We start from the raw sequence: 16,208 nt of genomic DNA, 5'->3' as shown, positions 1-16,208 counted from the left end.
GACGACGGGGCGATATAATGCCCCTCGTGATTGAACTGAAGCGGGTCGGGGTGACCTATCCTACCGGCAAGGTGACCGCCTTGTCGGATGTCTCCTTGAGTATCCCGGCGGGGGACTTTGTCTTTCTGGTGGGGCCGACCGGGGCGGGGAAGTCCACGCTCCTGAAGCTACTCTACGCCGATGTGCGGGCGACCGAGGGGAGCCTGACGGTCGCGGGGCGCGAGATCACCCAGATCGCGACGAAAGACATTCCTGCGCTCCGGCGGCAGATGGGGATCGTCCTTCAGGACTACGGCCTGCTTCCCCAGCGCACGGTCTGGGAGAATGTCTTGTTCGCCTGTGAGGTGCTGGGACTCCCGCGCAAAGACGCTCGCCAGCGGGTGAAGGAGCGCCTGGAACAGGTCGGGATGCTCCACCGCTGTGATGCCTTTCCCGCCCAGCTCTCCGGCGGCGAGCAACAGCGCGTGGCGATTGCACGCGCACTGGTAGGTAAGCCGCCGCTGCTGATTGCGGATGAGCCAACCGGCAACCTAGATCCCGAGACCAGTGCAGGGATCATGGACGCGCTCTTAGCCGTAAGTGCGGAGGGTACAACCGTCGTGGTGGCGACCCACGACAAGAATGCTGTCGATCGGCTCCGGCGTCGCGTGATCGCGATTGAAAAAGGGACCCTGGCCCGCGACGATGCCGAGGGGCAGTACGGGTACGCCGAGTGACACGCTCCTTCCCCTTCCTCCTACGCGAGGCGCTCATCAACCTCCGTCGCCATGGCCTGATGACGGTCGCGGCGGTGACCACGATTGGGGTGGCGCTGACCTTGATTGGCTCGTTCTACCTCACCTTTGTGCAGCTACGCAGCATGAGCCGGCGCACGGTCGATGCCTTTGAGATGCGGGTCTTCTGTCGGCCAGAGCTGACGGCGGAAACGCTCAAGTCGACCGAAAAGAAGCTACGTGCCCTTCCTGGGGTCGCTGGTGTGACCTACCGCTCCCGTGACGATGCCTTTGCAGACGCGTCGAAGAGCCTGCCAATCGACACCGAGGGCCTCCCGAACCTCATGCCCGATACGTTTGTGGTGAAGCTCCGAAGCGCCGAGCAGACCGCGGGGATCGCGGCGGAGATTCGGAGCTGGATGGGCGAGGTCGAGAATGTCGATGTGCCAGAGGAGGAGCTCAAGGTCGTCGTGCGGCTCGCGGAGTTTATCCGTAACCTCGGGCTCTTAGGGGGAGGCTTTCTCTTGCTGGGGGCGCTGGTGGTGGTCGTGAATACCATCCGGCTCTCGGTGTTCTCGCGGCGGCGTGAGATCCAGATCATGAAGATTGTCGGGGCGACTCCTGGGTTTATCCGCCTCCCGATGCTTATCGAAGGGCTTCTCCATGGGGTTGTCGGCGGGATCCTTGCCACTTTAGCGCTGGCAGGGCTGCTGCACTACACCAACACCCTCACCGCCGCGATTCCCCTCCTGGCGAGCTACCTGGAGCCGGTCAGCCTCCCCAAGGTCGCGGCCTCGCTGATTCTTGGGGGCGGAGTGCTGGGCGCGGGTGGCGCGCTCTTAAGTGTCCACCGCTATCTGGGCCGCTAGAGAAGCTCGCGCAGGGTGAGGGTCACGCGGCGGGTGCGGCCACTCGGGGCGCGCAGGAGCAAGGGAATCTTGGTGCCCGTGGGCCGTCGGAGCAGCTCATTGAGCGCCGAGGCGGTCAGCCGCGCGGCAGAGCGCCCATCGACGAGGAGGAGCTGATCGCCGGCTTGGATGCCAGAGTCGCTGGCGGGGGAGTCGGGGAGTACATGGAAGACCACCCAGTCTAGGCTCTCACGGATCGGGAGGAGCCCTGAGCGGGAGAAGACAAATGGCTCCGCGAAGCGTGTGTTGGGGGTGAGAAAGAGCCGCTTGCCGGCGTAGTCGAGGGTCACTTGAAACCGGGAGAGAATCTCCCCCCCGATCCTACCATCCACCTTGGACGACGCATCGGCCCCGCTTTTCTGCGACGAGAGATGGACCAAGGGCTTTGTGAGGGAGAAAGGGCCGAGCTCTAGCCGCTCCGCACGGGCCACCTCCCCGTAGGTCACCCCCCCAACCCCGACGCCGGTTGGCATGGCGATCTGCTTGGGATAGCGCTCCTTCACCTCATTCTTGACCACAAACGGCGTGTTGAGGTCGAGCTCACCGCTAGAGCCCGTGTCGAGCTCAACCCAGGCGGCGAGGCCATCGAGGCGCACCTCAACCTGCGGGATATTTCCCACGATCCGCAGGGGAAGGCTGGCCGCGTTGGCTGGCGGCGTGAAGGCGGTATAGGGCGTGAGGGTGACGGTCGCTGCCTCGTAGTCCAGCGTGACAGCGAGCTGGGCAAAAAGCGGGTAGCCAAGGAGACCATCCCCACCGAGGGAAGCGGGGAGCGCAACCATCACACCATCGGTGTCCGCGAGAGCGGTCGTGCCCAGGGTCAGGTTGGTGAGCTTGAGCGAGCGGGCCTTGACTGTCGCTGCCGTACCCGTGACCGGGCGGTCGTCGGTGTTGGTCGGGTAGATTCCCAGGCGCACGGCGGCATCGGGGGTGACAACATGGATACCCGCACCGGAGTCGAGGCAGAGCAGGAGCTTCTGGCCCGCCCGCTGCGCCTCAAGGAAGAGATAGGTTCCTTGTCGGATCGCACGGAGGCGCTCGCTCACCCGGCGGCTCCGTGACGGAGAGCGGCCTCCACTCCCTGCGCCATCGTGTCCACGCCAAACCGGGCAAAGACCGCCTTCTGCCCCTCCGCCCCGAGGGCGAACGCCGCTTGTGGGTCGGTGACGAGAGACTCCAGCGCGTCGGCGAGGGCGGCCGGGGTGAGTGGGTCGTAGAGGAGGCCGCCGCGGGTCTGGGCGAGGAGCTCGGGGAAGACCGCGTGGCGCGGCTGGACCACGGGTACTCCTGCGGCGAGTGCCTCGATCACGTAGAGCCCAAACGACTCCCCATAGGTCGCGGGAACCGAGAGCACGGTCAGGCTCTGTAGAAACTGAATCTTTTCCTCGCGACTGATATTGGGGAGCCAGCGCACCCGGTCGCCGAGGCCAGCTGCGGTCAGCTTGGCGGTGAGCTGGGCGACATAGGTCGGGTCGTAGCCCACTTGAGCGCCAGCCACCGCGAGCCGGAGCGCAGGCACGCGTGGCGCGAGGAGCAGGAAGGCATCGACCAGGGTTCCCAGGCCCTTGGGCTCGTACATCCGGGCGAGGTAGCCAAGTGTCAGCTCTTGTGGCGGCACAGAGCGCGGTGTGTAGCCGGTCAGGTCGATCCCATTGTAGACCACGTGGAGCCGCTCAGACGGCAGCCCCGCGCGGCGCTGCATCAGACCGCCGTGGTAGTGGCTGACGGGGATCAGAGCATCGAACTCCGAGCCGCGCTCCCCAATCAGCTTCCAGCACTGCTCGCTGTAGGGGGCACCGAGAGCATCGAGAAAACCGTCCTCGCCTTGGAGCGTGCAGGCGATCTTCGCGCCGGTCGCCTCGCGAATCCGGCGGCCCATCCCGATCAGGAGCGCGTTGGAGAGAACCACCCAGTCCGGTTTTTCATCGGCGAGGAAGGCAACCAGGCGCTCCAGCTCCTTGACCTGGTTGCCCTCCTCGCCTTGGAGCATGGAGAGTGTCATCGGCCCCAGCTCACTTGCCCGCGTCATCCCCGAGCGCTTACCTGCCGCCGCCAGCATCCCCGGCGCATCAAAGAGCTTGTCAACCCAGCGCGGCGTCTTGCGAAAGAGCGGTGAGACCTGCTGGAGATAGGAATTAATGCCTCCAAAGAACACCGGCACGTTGTCTGCTGCCGACGCCTCATCCAGGGTCAGCGGAAGGTACATCGGCACGAGCAACGCATCGTGGCCGCGCGCCCGGAGCGCCCGCACCAGCGCATTGTCCCGCATACAGCTCCCGCAGTAGAAGCTCCCTGTTCCCGTCGTGAGATAGACCAGCCGCATGGCTAGATACTACCCGATTCTCACGCCGATGTGGGCAATCGTGTGTCGCCCTCGGATCACGCTTGTCAGGGACAGATTTGTTCCAACGTTGTTGATGAAATAGATCTAGTCTTGAAGAACTCGTCGTTGGTGCTCAATCTATGCGAGTATCTCAGACGAGTTCCAATCGCCATCTAGCTCCCAATCGAAAAGTGTCAGGAAAGCAACCCCCATCCCTGTCAGGTTATTTCGGGCTCCTGTTTCTCTGTAGCCAACCCATCCTGCGACAACATCTCTGAGTTGACTGAATTGTGAGTCATCGCAGTCTTCAAAATTTACGACCTCGTCATACAGTCGATCTACCTCGTCAACCAAATTAAAGTACAGCGCAGACAAGTGTTCGATGGGCGCGTCTTTTACCTTGGTGACAATACGGGCGATGAGAGTGAGTGATTCCTTAGGAAGATTGGGTTGAGTCTTCTCGTAGGTTCGATCAAGTAAATCCAAACCGAAACGTCTACAATGTTCGTCGGAGGCATCTTTTAGCCAGCCGATCAAGCCAACTTCGTACTCTGTATAGTTCAACAGGAACACTCTCTTGGCTGCGAAGGCAGCCGTCGCCCTCTGAAGCCGGAACACTCGTTGTTCCGGCTTGATTGAGTTCGCTACTTCGGCGGAAGGGTTAGGATAACGGGGCCGTTCTCCGTGACCGCGACCGTGTGTTCCCAGTGGCAGGCAATCGTGCCGTCTTGGGAGACAATGGTCCAGGGGTCTTCTTCGATATGCGCGACCTCGTGCTTGCCAAAGATCACCATGGGCTCGATGCAGAAGGTCATCCCGAGCTGAATCACGGTCTTGTCGGCGTCGCTACCCACAAAGCAGGGGACATCGAGGCCGTCTTCGTGGGGCTCGCGGCCGATCCCGTGCCCGACCAGCTCGCGGACGACGCTCATGCCGTTTTTCTCGACATGGTTCTGGATCGCCCAGGAGACATCGCGCATGGTGTTGCCCGCGACCGCCTTCTCGATCCCCAGGTACATCGCCTCGCGCGTGACTTGGTTGATCTTCTTGGCCTTGGGGAGCACTTTCTTCCCGACAATCGTGCTGATGGTCGAGTCGGCGCACCAGCCATCGAGCTCGGCGGTCATGTCCAGGCTGACGAGCTCCCCCTCGCGGAGCTTGCGCTTCTTGTTGGGGACCCCGTGAATGACCTCATCGCCCACGGAGATGCAGCTATTGTGCAGGTAGATATCGTCGGTCCAGGGCGGCTTGTAGCCCAGCAGGGCCGACTTTGCCCCGTAGCGCTTGAGCACCTCACCCGCGATCTCATCGAGCTCTCCGGTTGTGGTCTTTCCTGGCACGATTGCATCTCGCATCGTCCGCAGCGCCGCTGCCAGCGCGATTCCTGTTGCCCGCATCGCCTCGATCTCACCGGGCGTCTTGACTGTCCACTTCTGAGCCACTGTCTGTCCCATCCTCCATCAATCGGATAAAGGCATCTTCCAGGCTCTGGCGGGCCGGGGTCACGGCGCGCACCTGCGCACCGGCTCCCACGAGCGCACTCACCAGCGCGGCGGTCGCCTCAGTCTCGACTCTCAGCCACGTGTCCGTGTGCTCCACGGGACCAAAGGCCTGTGCCGCCAGAAGCTGCCTCTCCGAAATGCCTTCCAACTCTATCACAACTGAGGCCGGTTGTGCTGTCAGCTCCGCCAGTGTCCCTTGCTTGACCACGCGTCCGCGCCGGATTATCGCCACAAAATCACAGGTCGTCTCCACTTCTGAGAGCAGGTGGGAGTTGAGCACGACGGTAGTGCCTTCCTCCTTGAGCGAGACAATCAGCTCGCGAACAATGCGCCGACCGAGCGGATCAAGGGCGCTGGTTGGCTCATCGAGGATCACGAGGCGTGGCTTGTGGAGCACGGCCTGCGCCAGTCCGGCGCGCTGCTGCATGCCCTTGGAGAACGCCTTGAGTGGCGTCTTGGCTTTTTCGCCGAGCCCAACCCGCTCCAGTGCCTCCGGGATGCGGGCCTTGCGCGTGGCGGCGTCAAGCCCATAGAGCCGCCCGTGCAGGTCGAGAAACTCGGTGCCGGTCAGAAACTCATGAAACTGGAACTTCTCGGGGAGGTAGCCGATAGAGCGCCGCGTGTTGCGGTCTCCGATCGGCTTTCCGAGCACGGTCGCCGAGCCACTGGTGGGGCGGACATTGCCCAGCAGCATCCCGATAGTCGTGGTCTTGCCTGCCCCGTTGGGCCCTAGAAACCCAAACACCGCGCCCTCGGGGACACTCAGGTCGAGGGCTTCGACCGCCGCTTGCGGGGCGCCAGAGTAGACCTTGCGGAGCTGGTGGGTTTCCAGGGCCAGGTTAGGCATTAGCCGAGCAGTGCAGACACAGGAAGCGCCGCGAGGGCGGGGAGGCTTTCGGGGCGCTCGACCGTGGTCTGCATGGCGTAGTGGGTGCCGCTCTCCGACGAGGTGTGAAAGCCGATCATGGCCTCCAGCACGTGGCAGGCAAGGTCGCCCGAGCAGCGATGCGCACGGTCCGTCTGGATGGCGACCGCGATATCGGCAGCTCCAATTCCGCGGCTGTTGTTGGTATAGCCATGAGTCAGGGGAACCTCGGTCCAGTCGTCCTTGCCGCGCTTGAGCTTGACCGGGCCACCAAAGCCATTGGGATCGGGCACGGCGAGGGTTCCCTCGGTGCCAAAGACCACGATGGGCGAGAACGGGGGGACGCCGTAGACATCGAAGCTCTGGACGATCTGTGCGATTGCGCCGCCGGCAAAGTCGATCACACCGGAGTAGTGGGTGGGAACCTCGACATCGATCACCGTCCCATTGAGCGGCTGGCTGGTGATAGTGCGCTGGGCAAAGGTCGTTCGCGTGCTACCCGTGAGGCGCTTGATCGAGCCGAGCATGTTGACCAGGGCGGTGAGGTAGTACGGGCCCATGTCCAGCATCGGGCCGCCGCCGGGCTTGTAGTAGAACTCCGGCGCGGGGTGCCAGGTCTCGTGGCCGCGGGAGAGCATGGTCGCCATCGCCGCCACGGGCTCGCCAATCGCGCCATCGTCGATTAGCTTACGGCAGGTCTGGTGCCCGCCACCCAGAAACGTATCCGGGGCGCATCCGAGCCGTAGCCCTTTCTCTTTGGCCAGCGCGACCAGCGCTGCACCCTCTTCAAAGGTCACCGCGAGAGGCTTCTCCAGGTGGACATGCTTACCCGCCTCCAGCGCTGCCTTGGTGACCGCATAGTGGGCCTTGGGAATGGTCAGGTTGATGACAATCTCAATCTCCGGGTCGGTGAGAAGCGCATCGACCGAGAGGGCGCGGCAGCCATTTTTCTCTGCGGCGGCCTCGGCACGGGCCAGATCGAGGTCGGCGCAGGCGGCGATAGAGAGGGTGGGGAAGAGCTTTGTGGCGTTGAAGTAGGCTCCGGAGATCGCTCCGCAGCCAATGACGCCAAATTTCACGGGTCGCAGGTCAGACATACTCTCAGGTTCGACATGGACCACGGTTTTCCTGCTGTGTGCGGGGATTTCAATCCCCGTTTCAAGGGTGGGAGCGCCCCGTGGGCGCGGAAAACGCGAATCCTGCGCGTCCTCGGGACGCTCCTAAATTTGGTGCCGGGGATTTCCAATCCCCGCACACGGCGGCGCTAGCGATCCCGCGCGACCACGTAGCCGGCGAGGCGGATGAGGGCATCGCGGTAGGCGGACTCGGGGAAGCGGTTTAGCTCGGCGAGGGCGCGCTCCATGCGCTGCTCGGCCTCTTGGCGTGCGACCTCGAAGCCTCCAAGGCGGGCGATCACAGCCGTGAGGGCCGCGATCTCCGAGTCGGTGAGGGCCTGGCCACGCTCCAGGGTGGTGAGGAGTTCGGCGCGGGTTGCCGGGTCGCAGTGGGCGAGGGTGTGGATCAGCGGGAGGGTTACGCGGCCGTCCTTGAGGTCCGTTCCCAGCGGCTTGCCGGTCTGCTTGGGGTCGCCTAAGAAGTCCAGAAGGTCATCGGCGATCTGGAACGCGATTCCGAGGTGGTGACCAAAGGCGCGCATCGCGGCGGTCTCGGCCTCGGTGCCGCCCCCCAGATAGGCTCCCGCCTCGGTGCAGCCCGCGAGGAAGCGGGCCGTCTTGCGCTCGATCACCTGCTCGTAGGTGGTGAGGTTCAGGTTCCAGTTTCGCGCAACCGCGGCCTGGAGCACCTCCCCCTCCGCCATCGCGATCGTCACATCGGCAAAGAGCCGCACCAAATTGAGGTTTTCTTCATCGCGGGAGAGCAGCCAGATCGACTTCGCCAGGAGGAAATCGCCCGTCAAGATCGTGATGCTATTGCCATAGACCGCGTTGGCGGTGGGGCGGCCACGGCGCTCGGGGGCCTCATCGACCACGTCATCGTGCATCAGCGTGGCCATGTGGATCAGCTCGACCGCCGCGGCGGCAGCGTAGGCACGGTGTGTGTCAAACGAGCGCCCGACACAGCGTGCGGCGAGGAGCGCAATGGCGGGGCGGAGGCGCTTCCCACCCGAGAGGAGCGTGTGTCCCGAGATCGCACGAACCTCGCCGATATCCGAGCGGGTCTCTGCGACCAGGCGCTCTTCGACTTTTGTGAGGTCGTCTTCAATGCACGCAAGCAACCCTTCCGGGCGAGTGGCTGTCATTTCTTTATTCCTCGGTGGATCACCACCGTTCCCAAGTTGAGGTCCGTCACCGTGACGGAGTGGAGGCCCGCGGTCTCCATGAGTGTCTTAAGCTGCTCGCGGGAGTGGAACGCATCGATGGAGGCTGGGAGATAGACATAGGCGCTCCGTCGGCCCGAGATCATCCCGCCAATTGCCGGCATGAGCCTCTGATAGAGCCCATAGCCCCAGGCGACAACCGGATTGGTTGGGCGATTGAACTCCAGGATGACCACACGCCCTCCTGGCTTGGTCACCCGCGCCATCTCGTTAAGTCCCTGCTGCGTATCGGCGACATTGCGAATTCCAAAGGCAACCGTGACCGCCTCGAAGTGCGCATCGGGGAAGGGGAGGGCTTGGGTATCGGCCCACTGGAGTGTCACATTGGGGTGCTTGGCGAGCTTGGGCTCCCCAAACCGGAGCATCTCCTTGGAGAAATCGGTCCCGATCACCTCTCCCGTGGGGCCAACCCAGCGGCCTAGCTCGCAGGCAAAATCCCCCGTGCCAGTGCAGACATCCAGCACCCGATCTCCCGCTTTGAGCTCTGCTTGACGCGCCGCCGTGTGCCGCCAGCGTCCATGGAGCTTGAGGGAGAGCACCGAGTTGAGCAGGTCGTAGCGTGGCGCGATCGCATCAAACATCGCCTCAACGTAGTCGTGCTTGGCTTCGGGCGCAGGGAGGGGCTCGGAGACTGGGTGTGTCATTTGCTTTCTTCTACCGACTTTGTGAACATGTTCACAAAGTCTTACAAGCGGATTATACCGTCCCTTTGTGCCCAATGCAATGGACTTCAAGCAATTTTTCCGGAAGGCTTGCGCGGCCACTGTAGGCATGGTATAACCCAGTTCGCCGTTCCCTTGTAGCTCAGCGGTAGAGCATTCGGCTGTTAACCGAAGGGTCACTGGTTCGAATCCAGTCGGGGGAGCTTTAATCGAGATAATCGATTTTGAGGAGAGGTGTCGTCGCAAAAGTGACGCCATCTCTTCTTTATTTTTTAAACGGATTGTCTCGCCTGGCGGTTTGCTTAGCGGTTTGACGCCACGGGGGGACGCCGAAGAATGTAGTCTCGGAGCTCGGAGATGGGCCGGGGGGAGTTTGCTTCGGTCGCCTTGATAATGTTGTACATCTCACGGGCCGTCACATAGTGGAGGCGGTAGTTTTTACCGTCGTTGTAGCGGCTCTCGGCATCGCTAAACATCGTGTCAAGATCGTGATCGAGCAACGCGGCTCGGTTGGCATCGGCGGCCCCGTGGCAGTGAAGCTTGATAAAGACCCGATCTGGTCTGCCCTTCACTTGGATGCCTGTCTGTACCCAGTTATCTAAACGTGCCGGTGTGTACCGCCGGTAGGAGGCTAGGTCGCCATCGTCCATCGCGAGCCGAGGGCCCTTGCGTGTACTTTTCCAAGAGACGTGCAAGGGGCCCTGGACGAGTAGCAGCGTCCCCGATGCCCTACCGCCGCACCGGATCGTCACCCCCGTGTCGTACGACTTTGGCTGCGTGGGATCGTCGGCTGCGTAAAAAATACTATTGATCTGCCGTGGTTGCGCACTCTGTTGCCAGGCGGGAAAGGTAAAGTCCGCGTAGCAACCTTCTTCGGCAAGCAGGGTGAGCTCGTTATTGACGCCACAAAAATTTCGGCCATGCTCGTGGCGCGAGTTGTCCAGAGCCCAGTTGCCATGAATAAAGCCCCAGGCGGGCCTATCGTCGGGCCAGAGGGGCAGCACGCCCGACTGATGGTAGAGCTGTATGGCCGCTCGAAACTTCTCCCGAAGCGAGTCCGACGTATCATCACGGTGGTGGAGGTGGAGGTCGATCTCGCCCCAACCCTGAGCGCAGAGCTCGGCGAGTTGAGAGAACTCCCAGGCATCAAACTCATCGTAGGGATAGAAAAAGGAGTGGGCAGGGTGCACGCCGTCGGCATCTTGGTGGCGCTGCGCGATCTGGGGATACCGGACCATCCAGTCCTCCATGCGAACATGCGCTTGCTCATCCGACACTTGCCCGACGTGTGGCTCAAAGTGGTCAACCAGGCAAAGGAAGATATCCCGTGTTCTGGTTTTAGGGGGAAGGACGCACTGCTTCGCCGCTCGGAGCCCAAGCTTGAGCACGATTTCAAGATTTAACAGTGACTGTTCCAAGGACATGTTCACGTTCGAGGTAGACAGAGGACACTACCTATTTTCTGACATAGGTTTAGATACACCGGAATTGGTTGTTGTGCAAGACCCGTACCTATAACTTCAGGCGCGCGAAGTTTTTGCGCCCTACTTGAAACTCCGCATTGTCCGTGATGGTAATCAGGGCCGCGGGGTCGGAGATTTTTTCACCGTTGAGCTTGACACCACCTTGCTCAATGAGGCGTCGGGCCTCGCCGTTGCTGGGAGCAAAGCCGGCGTGGCGAACGAGTGCGACAATATTGATAGGGCTCTCGGGGACAACAAGCTCCGGTGCATCGCTGGGGAACTGCCGCGCCGAGTGAATGCGCTTCCACTCGGCGCTCGCCGCCTGGGCTTCGTCGGGGCCGTGGTAGATCGTCACGATCTCCGTGGCGAGCCGGTGCTTTGCCTCCATGGGATTCGGGGCCTTGAGAATCTCCTCAAACGCCGCGACGGGCACATCGGTGCAGAGCAGAAAATACATCGACATCTGCTCATCGCCGAGGCTCATGACCTTGGAGTACTGACTCAGCGCGGGCTCGGCGATTCCAATGTAGTTGCCCAGGCTCTTGCTCATCTTTTTCTGACCGTCTAAGCCGACCAGGAGCGGCATGAAGAAGCCAATCTGCGGGTCCTGTCCGATCTCTGGGTCGCTCTGGAGCTCGCGGCCCGTGAGGATGTTGAAGGTCTGATCCAGCCCCCCCATCTCCACATCGGCCTGGATCGCCACGGAGTCGTAGCCTTGGGCGAGGGGGTAGAGGAGCTCGTGGAGAGAGATCGGCTGGCTGGCGTCCCAGCGCTTCTTAAAATCGTCGCGAGTGAGCACCTGCGCGACCGTGATCTTGCTGGTGAGCTTGACCAGGTCTGCGAAGCTGAGCTTGCCCAGCCACTCGGAGTTGAAGCGGACATCGGTCTTCTCCCGGTCGAGGATGACGGAGAGCTGCTCGACATAGGTCGCGGCGTTCTCGGCGATCTGCTCGGACGAGAGCATCGGGCGGGTGGCGGAGCGCCCCGATGGGTCCCCGATCAGGGTGGTGTAGTCCCCGATAATAATGGTCACACGGTGGCCCAGGTCCTGAAACTGGCGCATCTTGCGCAGGACCACCGCAAAGCCGAGGTGGATATCGGGCGCAGTGGGATCGAGCCCAAGCTTGACGATGAGGGGCTTACCGGTCTTGGCGGACTTCTCTAGCTTGGCTTTCAGGCCGTTCTCAGGGACGATAAGGCTCGCGCCGCGCGCGAGGAGTTCAACTTGCTCTTCAATGGTCACATCGGACATTCTACCGCGCCAAAACGCCAAGACAAAGGGGAGAGGGAACTTCCAAGGCGGGGCCACGGTACAATAGGCGACGTAGAAAGGAGGTTCGTTTGATGGTACTCAATCGCGTTGTCTTTATCCTCTCCATCTTCGGGCTCGTTGTCGCCGCCTACATGTGGAGCATGCACTCTCATCCTCTTGACATTCCCTGTGGCGAGACCCATGGTGCACCATCGCCCTGTGCGGGTGTCGCGCTGAGCAAGTACTCTCGATTTCCCGTGGGGGACGGCCCCCCGGTGGCGATGTGGGGGACCTTTGGCTATCTCGCCCTCGCCGCGCTCTCGTTCCTGCGGACCGGCACCGACGACCTCAAGCGCAGCCGGCAGATCTTGGGGGTCAGCTTGGCTCTCGCCGTGGGAGCGCTGGGGTTCTCTCTCTGGCTCACCTACATCGAGGTCAATATTCTCCGTCAGATTTGCAAGTGGTGCATGACCAGCCAGGGCATCATTGCGGGTATATTCCTACTACTCTTGACCGACTGGCTTCGGCCCCTTGTCGGTGGAACGACAAAGAAATCATGAAATCAGAGCAAAAACTTTTTGCAATCATGGGAGCCATTGTTGCGCTGGGAGCAGGCTTTCTGGTCTTCAATAAGGATGGCGTCCCGGAGACCCCACCAACCCCCAGCCCGACTCCGGCTCCCTTAGACGAGGCGAAGTTCGATGGTTTGAAGAAGACCACCCAGCACTTCAAGGGCAACCCGGATGCGCGCATAACGATTATCGAGTTTGCGGACTTCCAGTGCCCGTCGTGCCGGTTTGCCTACGACTCCGGGGTTAAGCTCTTTGGAAAAGAGTTTCCCGAGGTGTACTTCGGGTTTCGGCACTACCCGCTCGATGAGCCGCACCCGTTTGCTCGCCCCGCGGCGATGGCTGCAGAGTTCTGTGCAAAGCAGGGGAAGTTCTGGGACGTCTACGCGAACCTGATGAAAGGCCCCAAAGAGGACCTAACCGAGGAGATGATCGTCAAGGCGGTCCAGGCGACCGGAGTGGACATGGCGGCATTTGAGGCTCAGCGCAAGGACGCCGCCCTCAATAAGCTCGTGGATGCGGACAAAGAGGCGGGAATCGCTGCGGGGGTCTCGCAGACCCCGACCTTTATCGTCCATGACAAGCAAACCCATCAGGTCTCGATCATTACGGGCTACCGGCGGCTGGTCGAGGCGCTTAAGGGTGTTGTGAAGCTACCGCCCCCGCCCGACGATGGCTCCAAGCCCGCGCTGATGCCGCCACCACCGTAATGCCCAAGACACTTTTATTGGTGCGGCACGGTGAGACCGACTGGAACGCGCAGAACCGCTGGCAGGGGCAGTGCGATGTCCCGCTCAATGAAACGGGGCGGGCACAAGCACGCTTGCTACGGGACCGCCTCCAGCGGCTCTGGGAGCGGGGAGGGCTCCCACGTCCCGAGCGGTTGGTCGCCTCAGACCTCTCCCGAGCTGTTGAGACGGCGACGCTTCTTGAGACCGGGCTTGCCCTCCAGACCGACTCACGCCTCCGGGAGCGGGGGTTTGGCTCATGGGAGGGCAGGACCCATGCGGAGGTGGGGTATGCCCCTGGGAGCCATGAGCGCGCCGCCGATGCAGAGTCTCAGGAGAGTGTCTGGGAGCGCGTGCTGGACGCCATTGCCCCGCTGGAAAGAGTCGCCCTTGTCGTGGGACACGGTGGCGCACTCCGGGCCATTTTGGCCGCCGCCGCCGGGCACTCGGTGGAGGGAATGCGCTACTTCACCCTGGGAAACACCAGCCTCTCGGTTGTCCAGCTGGGCGAGGGAGACAACCGACTGGTGCGGGTCAACGATACCGCGCACCTTGAGAGCTAAGATGCAAGAAGACAAGAAAAACCTACCTAACTTCGCGGTGGTCGAGCCCGGCATCTGTCGCGGTGCCGCCCCGACCGCCGCGGGTCTCAAGCGGCTCAAAGACCTAGGGGTCAAGCTGGTGATCGACCTGCGGATCGAGAAAAAGGGCCAGGCCGAAGAGGAGGCCGCGGTGAAGGCACTGGGGCTCAAGCGCGTTCGCATCCCGCTGGGGGCCGAGGCACCCACGGAGAAGCAAGTCGCCCAGTTCTTGGCGCTCCTCAAGAACGCGAAGTCTGAGCCAGTCTTTGTCCACTGCCAGCACGGTGCCGACCGAACCGGAGCGATGGTCGGGATCTGGCGGGTGACCCAGAGTAAGTGGGGGTTCGCCCAGACCTACACAGAGATGAGAAAGTACGGCTTTAAGACCTATCTCAAGGACTTGAAGGGCGCTGTTGAGAAGCGAGCGACAAAAAAATAAGACCGGGGCCACGAGGCCCCGGTCTTATTTTGGGCAGCGACTTACTTCTTGCCGCCCAGCTTGAGGGCTTCTTCCTCTTTGATGAACTTGCCATTCAGGCGCCAGCGGTTGGCCTTGGCATCCCAGACAGGCTTGTCACCGGACTTGGCTGCAGGTGCCATCTTCGAGCCACCGGCCATCTTGCCACCGGCCATCTTGGAGCCCGCTTCCGCAGGCTTGCCGGCAGTGTCCGCCTTGACGAACTTGCCATCGGGTCCGCGCTTGGGACCTTCTTTTTTGGTCTCGTCCTTCTTGGCATCTGCCTTGACGAACTTACCGTCTGGGCCGCGCTTTGGGCCTTCTTTCTTGGCAGCAGGTGCCATCTTACCGGCGGGCTTCTTATCACCCGGTTTGGCGTCTTGTGCCAGTGCGGAGAGCGAGAACACACCCAAGGTGCTCATAGCAATCAAGGACGAAATCATACGGAAACGAAGCATGGTTGGCTCCTCTAAACTTCAAAGATCTATGTGTCGGAAGACACAGTTATTTGGGCGTCCGAGGAACCGATTTTGTTCCACGAACGGGTATATTATAACATGCCTTCTTCCCTCCAGAAAACTCAACCGCGCCGATGGTATCTGGATGGTCTCTCTGCGCTCGCTTTCTTGGCTCTGGCCGTTTTATTGCTTCGTCCACTCAAGGCAATCCCTGCCCTCGCTGTTTTCGTCGTGCTATTTTGCCTGGGTATGGCCTATTTATTGGGCCGGAGCGCACTTCGTGGGCTCCTGAGCATTCGGGATGCTAGCCTAAAGTAAATGTGACTTTTTGCCGATAAACCGTGAAGTAGGGGAAACTTTTTGGCCTCTTACGGTGTATATAGGACAGGCACAATGCGGATAGTAACCTCAGAGGGACGATTTATACAGGGACAGCCACTGGAGCTTGTCGCGCAACTCACGGCAGCGGTGCGTACGGGGACGCGGGTTCCTGTCGGTGCTCAGAGCCGCGAGAGCATGCTTCTACAGCTGGAGTGCGACCGGGTGGGACGCTACTCGTCGGAGATTGGTCCGTTGTTTGCTGAGTTTGCTGCCATAAAACTCTTGGAGAGCCTCGAAGAAGACGGCCTCCTTCTCATCCACCGCTAGGGCCTAAGGAGAGCGACGGAGCTCCGCGAGGCACTCCGTTGCCGCCTCACGTACCGACTCGGTGAGGCTGGAGCGCAGAAGAGTCTCCGCGAGGGGAAGGACCGCCACCTCCTGCGCAGAGCCCAAGACCAACAAGGCGCTGGTTGTCAGCTCCGGGCTCCGGTTGTCCTCAATCGCTTGAAGCAAAAACTGCCGGCTACTCTCGGGCAGGAGGGCCCCGTCATCTGCGGAGAGCCGCACCAGAATCTGCGCGATTCGCTGACGGAGCAGCCGCTCCACCTCCGCCTCCCAAGGATGCCGCGCGCCATCGACCAGCTGGGCGGCACTGCACAGTGCCTGCAGGCTCTCTTTTTCGTGAACATCGGTGACAACGCTCCGTAGACCCGTGAGCGCATTGTGGCGAAGCGGTCGGAAGCGTCGCGCTCCGAGGACAGCAGCCACGACGATCAGCAAGGGGCCAAACAGAAGGATTGCCCAGTCGCTTGCGGTCATGTAGCCCCCCGAGCCATTGAGGGCGATCCAAAGGACCAGTCCGATCAGCGAGAGCCCGATGACCAGCCGTTCCTGGCGCTGGCGCTGTGTGCGCTCCTCGGCGAGACAGGCGCTCAGGTAGCCTGCAGCCAGGTCAGGGCTAAGACCAGCCAGGCACCGCAGTACCTCGTCTTGGGGAAGCTGCTGGCCCTTGAGCTTGTCACGGAGCGCGGCGTAGGCAGGGCTATCTCGCTGGGTGGCAAGCATGGG

19 protein-coding genes and 1 tRNA gene are annotated in these 16,208 nt (G+C 61.8%); 8 read left to right on the top strand and 12 right to left on the bottom strand.

Annotated elements, in window-relative coordinates:
- Nucleotides 1-26 precede the first annotated feature (26 nt).
- Both ftsE and HNQ39_RS19905 read left to right on the top strand, forming a co-directional pair.
- A complete protein-coding gene (gene ftsE, locus HNQ39_RS19910; RefSeq protein ID WP_184200810.1) occupies nucleotides 27-716 on the top strand; it encodes a cell division ATP-binding protein FtsE in 690 nt (229 codons plus the stop codon).
- Nucleotides 713-1,582, top strand: a complete 870-nt coding sequence (locus HNQ39_RS19905; protein WP_184200807.1) for a permease-like cell division protein FtsX — start codon at nucleotides 713-715, stop codon at nucleotides 1,580-1,582. Before ftsE ends, HNQ39_RS19905 begins: the two co-directional genes overlap by 4 nt.
- Here the strand turns inward: HNQ39_RS19905 and HNQ39_RS30655 are convergent.
- The 8 genes from HNQ39_RS30655 to ubiE form a co-directional block, all read right to left on the bottom strand.
- Nucleotides 1,579-2,667, bottom strand: a complete 1,089-nt coding sequence (locus HNQ39_RS30655) for an aspartyl protease family protein (protein ID WP_184200804.1) — start codon at nucleotides 2,665-2,667, stop codon at nucleotides 1,579-1,581. The two genes, HNQ39_RS19905 and HNQ39_RS30655, sit on opposite strands and share 4 nt — an antisense overlap.
- Entirely contained in the window at nucleotides 2,664-3,944 is a 1,281-nt protein-coding gene (locus tag HNQ39_RS19895; RefSeq protein WP_184200801.1) for a glycosyltransferase family 4 protein, read from the bottom strand. Before HNQ39_RS19895 ends, HNQ39_RS30655 begins: the two co-directional genes overlap by 4 nt.
- 138 nt (nucleotides 3,945-4,082) lie before the next feature.
- Nucleotides 4,083-4,508, bottom strand: coding sequence for a hypothetical protein (locus HNQ39_RS19890; protein WP_184200798.1), 426 nt, complete (start codon nucleotides 4,506-4,508; stop codon nucleotides 4,083-4,085).
- A gap of 80 nt (nucleotides 4,509-4,588) precedes the next feature.
- Complete coding sequence (map, locus tag HNQ39_RS19885) at nucleotides 4,589-5,398, bottom strand: type I methionyl aminopeptidase (protein ID WP_184200794.1); 810 nt, start codon at nucleotides 5,396-5,398, stop codon at nucleotides 4,589-4,591.
- Entirely contained in the window at nucleotides 5,352-6,293 is a 942-nt protein-coding gene (locus HNQ39_RS19880; RefSeq protein WP_184200791.1) for an ABC transporter ATP-binding protein, read from the bottom strand. Before HNQ39_RS19880 ends, map begins: the two co-directional genes overlap by 47 nt.
- Nucleotides 6,293-7,408 (bottom strand): Gfo/Idh/MocA family protein, encoded by a 1,116-nt coding sequence (locus HNQ39_RS19875; RefSeq protein WP_184200788.1) that lies wholly within the window; start codon nucleotides 7,406-7,408, stop codon nucleotides 6,293-6,295. Before HNQ39_RS19875 ends, HNQ39_RS19880 begins: the two co-directional genes overlap by 1 nt.
- 167 nt (nucleotides 7,409-7,575) lie before the next feature.
- The gene (locus tag HNQ39_RS19870; RefSeq protein WP_184200785.1) at nucleotides 7,576-8,571 is read right to left on the bottom strand and encodes a polyprenyl synthetase family protein; all 996 of its coding nucleotides are present in this window, start codon (nucleotides 8,569-8,571) and stop codon (nucleotides 7,576-7,578) included.
- Complete coding sequence (gene ubiE / locus HNQ39_RS19865) at nucleotides 8,568-9,293, bottom strand: bifunctional demethylmenaquinone methyltransferase/2-methoxy-6-polyprenyl-1,4-benzoquinol methylase UbiE (RefSeq protein ID WP_184200782.1); 726 nt, start codon at nucleotides 9,291-9,293, stop codon at nucleotides 8,568-8,570. The genes HNQ39_RS19870 and ubiE overlap by 4 nt, the downstream gene beginning before the upstream one ends.
- 149 nt (nucleotides 9,294-9,442) lie before the next feature.
- Between ubiE and HNQ39_RS19860 the strand changes: the two genes are divergently transcribed.
- Nucleotides 9,443-9,514, top strand: a tRNA-Asn gene (locus HNQ39_RS19860).
- A 99-nt stretch (nucleotides 9,515-9,613) separates the two neighbouring features.
- Here HNQ39_RS19860 and HNQ39_RS19855 read toward each other — a convergent pair.
- Nucleotides 9,614-10,588 (bottom strand): hypothetical protein, encoded by a 975-nt coding sequence (locus HNQ39_RS19855; RefSeq protein ID WP_184200779.1) that lies wholly within the window; start codon nucleotides 10,586-10,588, stop codon nucleotides 9,614-9,616.
- A gap of 235 nt (nucleotides 10,589-10,823) precedes the next feature.
- Nucleotides 10,824-12,026 (bottom strand): tyrosine--tRNA ligase, encoded by a 1,203-nt coding sequence (gene tyrS, locus HNQ39_RS19850; protein ID WP_184200776.1) that lies wholly within the window; start codon nucleotides 12,024-12,026, stop codon nucleotides 10,824-10,826.
- Nucleotides 12,027-12,118: 92 nt separating this feature from the next.
- Here tyrS and HNQ39_RS19845 point away from each other — a divergent pair, with 92 nt between their 5' ends.
- Genes HNQ39_RS19845 through HNQ39_RS19830 form a run of 4 tightly spaced genes read left to right on the top strand, consistent with a single transcriptional unit; the run spans nucleotide 12,119 to nucleotide 14,343 of the window.
- Nucleotides 12,119-12,586: a vitamin K epoxide reductase family protein gene (locus HNQ39_RS19845; protein WP_184200773.1), complete on the top strand. Its 468-nt coding sequence runs from the start codon at nucleotides 12,119-12,121 to the stop codon at nucleotides 12,584-12,586.
- Nucleotides 12,583-13,305 carry a DsbA family protein gene (locus HNQ39_RS19840; protein ID WP_184200771.1) on the top strand — a complete coding sequence of 241 codons (723 nt, stop codon included), beginning with the start codon at nucleotides 12,583-12,585 and terminating at the stop codon, nucleotides 13,303-13,305. The genes HNQ39_RS19845 and HNQ39_RS19840 overlap by 4 nt, the downstream gene beginning before the upstream one ends.
- On the top strand, nucleotides 13,305-13,886 hold the full coding sequence (locus HNQ39_RS19835) for a histidine phosphatase family protein (RefSeq protein ID WP_184200768.1): 582 nt from the start codon (nucleotides 13,305-13,307) through the stop codon (nucleotides 13,884-13,886). Before HNQ39_RS19840 ends, HNQ39_RS19835 begins: the two co-directional genes overlap by 1 nt.
- 1 nt (nucleotide 13,887) lies before the next feature.
- Nucleotides 13,888-14,343 (top strand): fused DSP-PTPase phosphatase/NAD kinase-like protein, encoded by a 456-nt coding sequence (locus tag HNQ39_RS19830; RefSeq protein WP_184200765.1) that lies wholly within the window; start codon nucleotides 13,888-13,890, stop codon nucleotides 14,341-14,343.
- 41 nt (nucleotides 14,344-14,384) lie between these two features.
- Here HNQ39_RS19830 and HNQ39_RS19825 read toward each other — a convergent pair whose 3' ends face one another.
- A complete protein-coding gene (locus HNQ39_RS19825; protein ID WP_184200761.1) occupies nucleotides 14,385-14,792 on the bottom strand; it encodes a hypothetical protein in 408 nt (135 codons plus the stop codon).
- A gap of 420 nt (nucleotides 14,793-15,212) precedes the next feature.
- Between HNQ39_RS19825 and HNQ39_RS19820 the strand changes: the two genes are divergently transcribed.
- Nucleotides 15,213-15,467, top strand: coding sequence for a hypothetical protein (locus HNQ39_RS19820; protein WP_184200758.1), 255 nt, complete (start codon nucleotides 15,213-15,215; stop codon nucleotides 15,465-15,467).
- Nucleotides 15,468-15,470: 3 nt separating this feature from the next.
- On the opposite strand, the gene HNQ39_RS19815 is transcribed toward HNQ39_RS19820, so the two are convergent.
- The gene (locus HNQ39_RS19815; protein ID WP_184200755.1) at nucleotides 15,471-16,205 is read right to left on the bottom strand and encodes a MotA/TolQ/ExbB proton channel family protein; all 735 of its coding nucleotides are present in this window, start codon (nucleotides 16,203-16,205) and stop codon (nucleotides 15,471-15,473) included.
- Nucleotides 16,206-16,208: the final 3 nt, after the last annotated feature.

The sequence above is a fragment of the Armatimonas rosea genome, from assembly GCF_014202505.1.
GTDB lineage: Bacteria > Armatimonadota > Armatimonadia > Armatimonadales > Armatimonadaceae > Armatimonas > Armatimonas rosea.
This window is presented reverse-complemented; position numbering and strand designations above follow the sequence as displayed.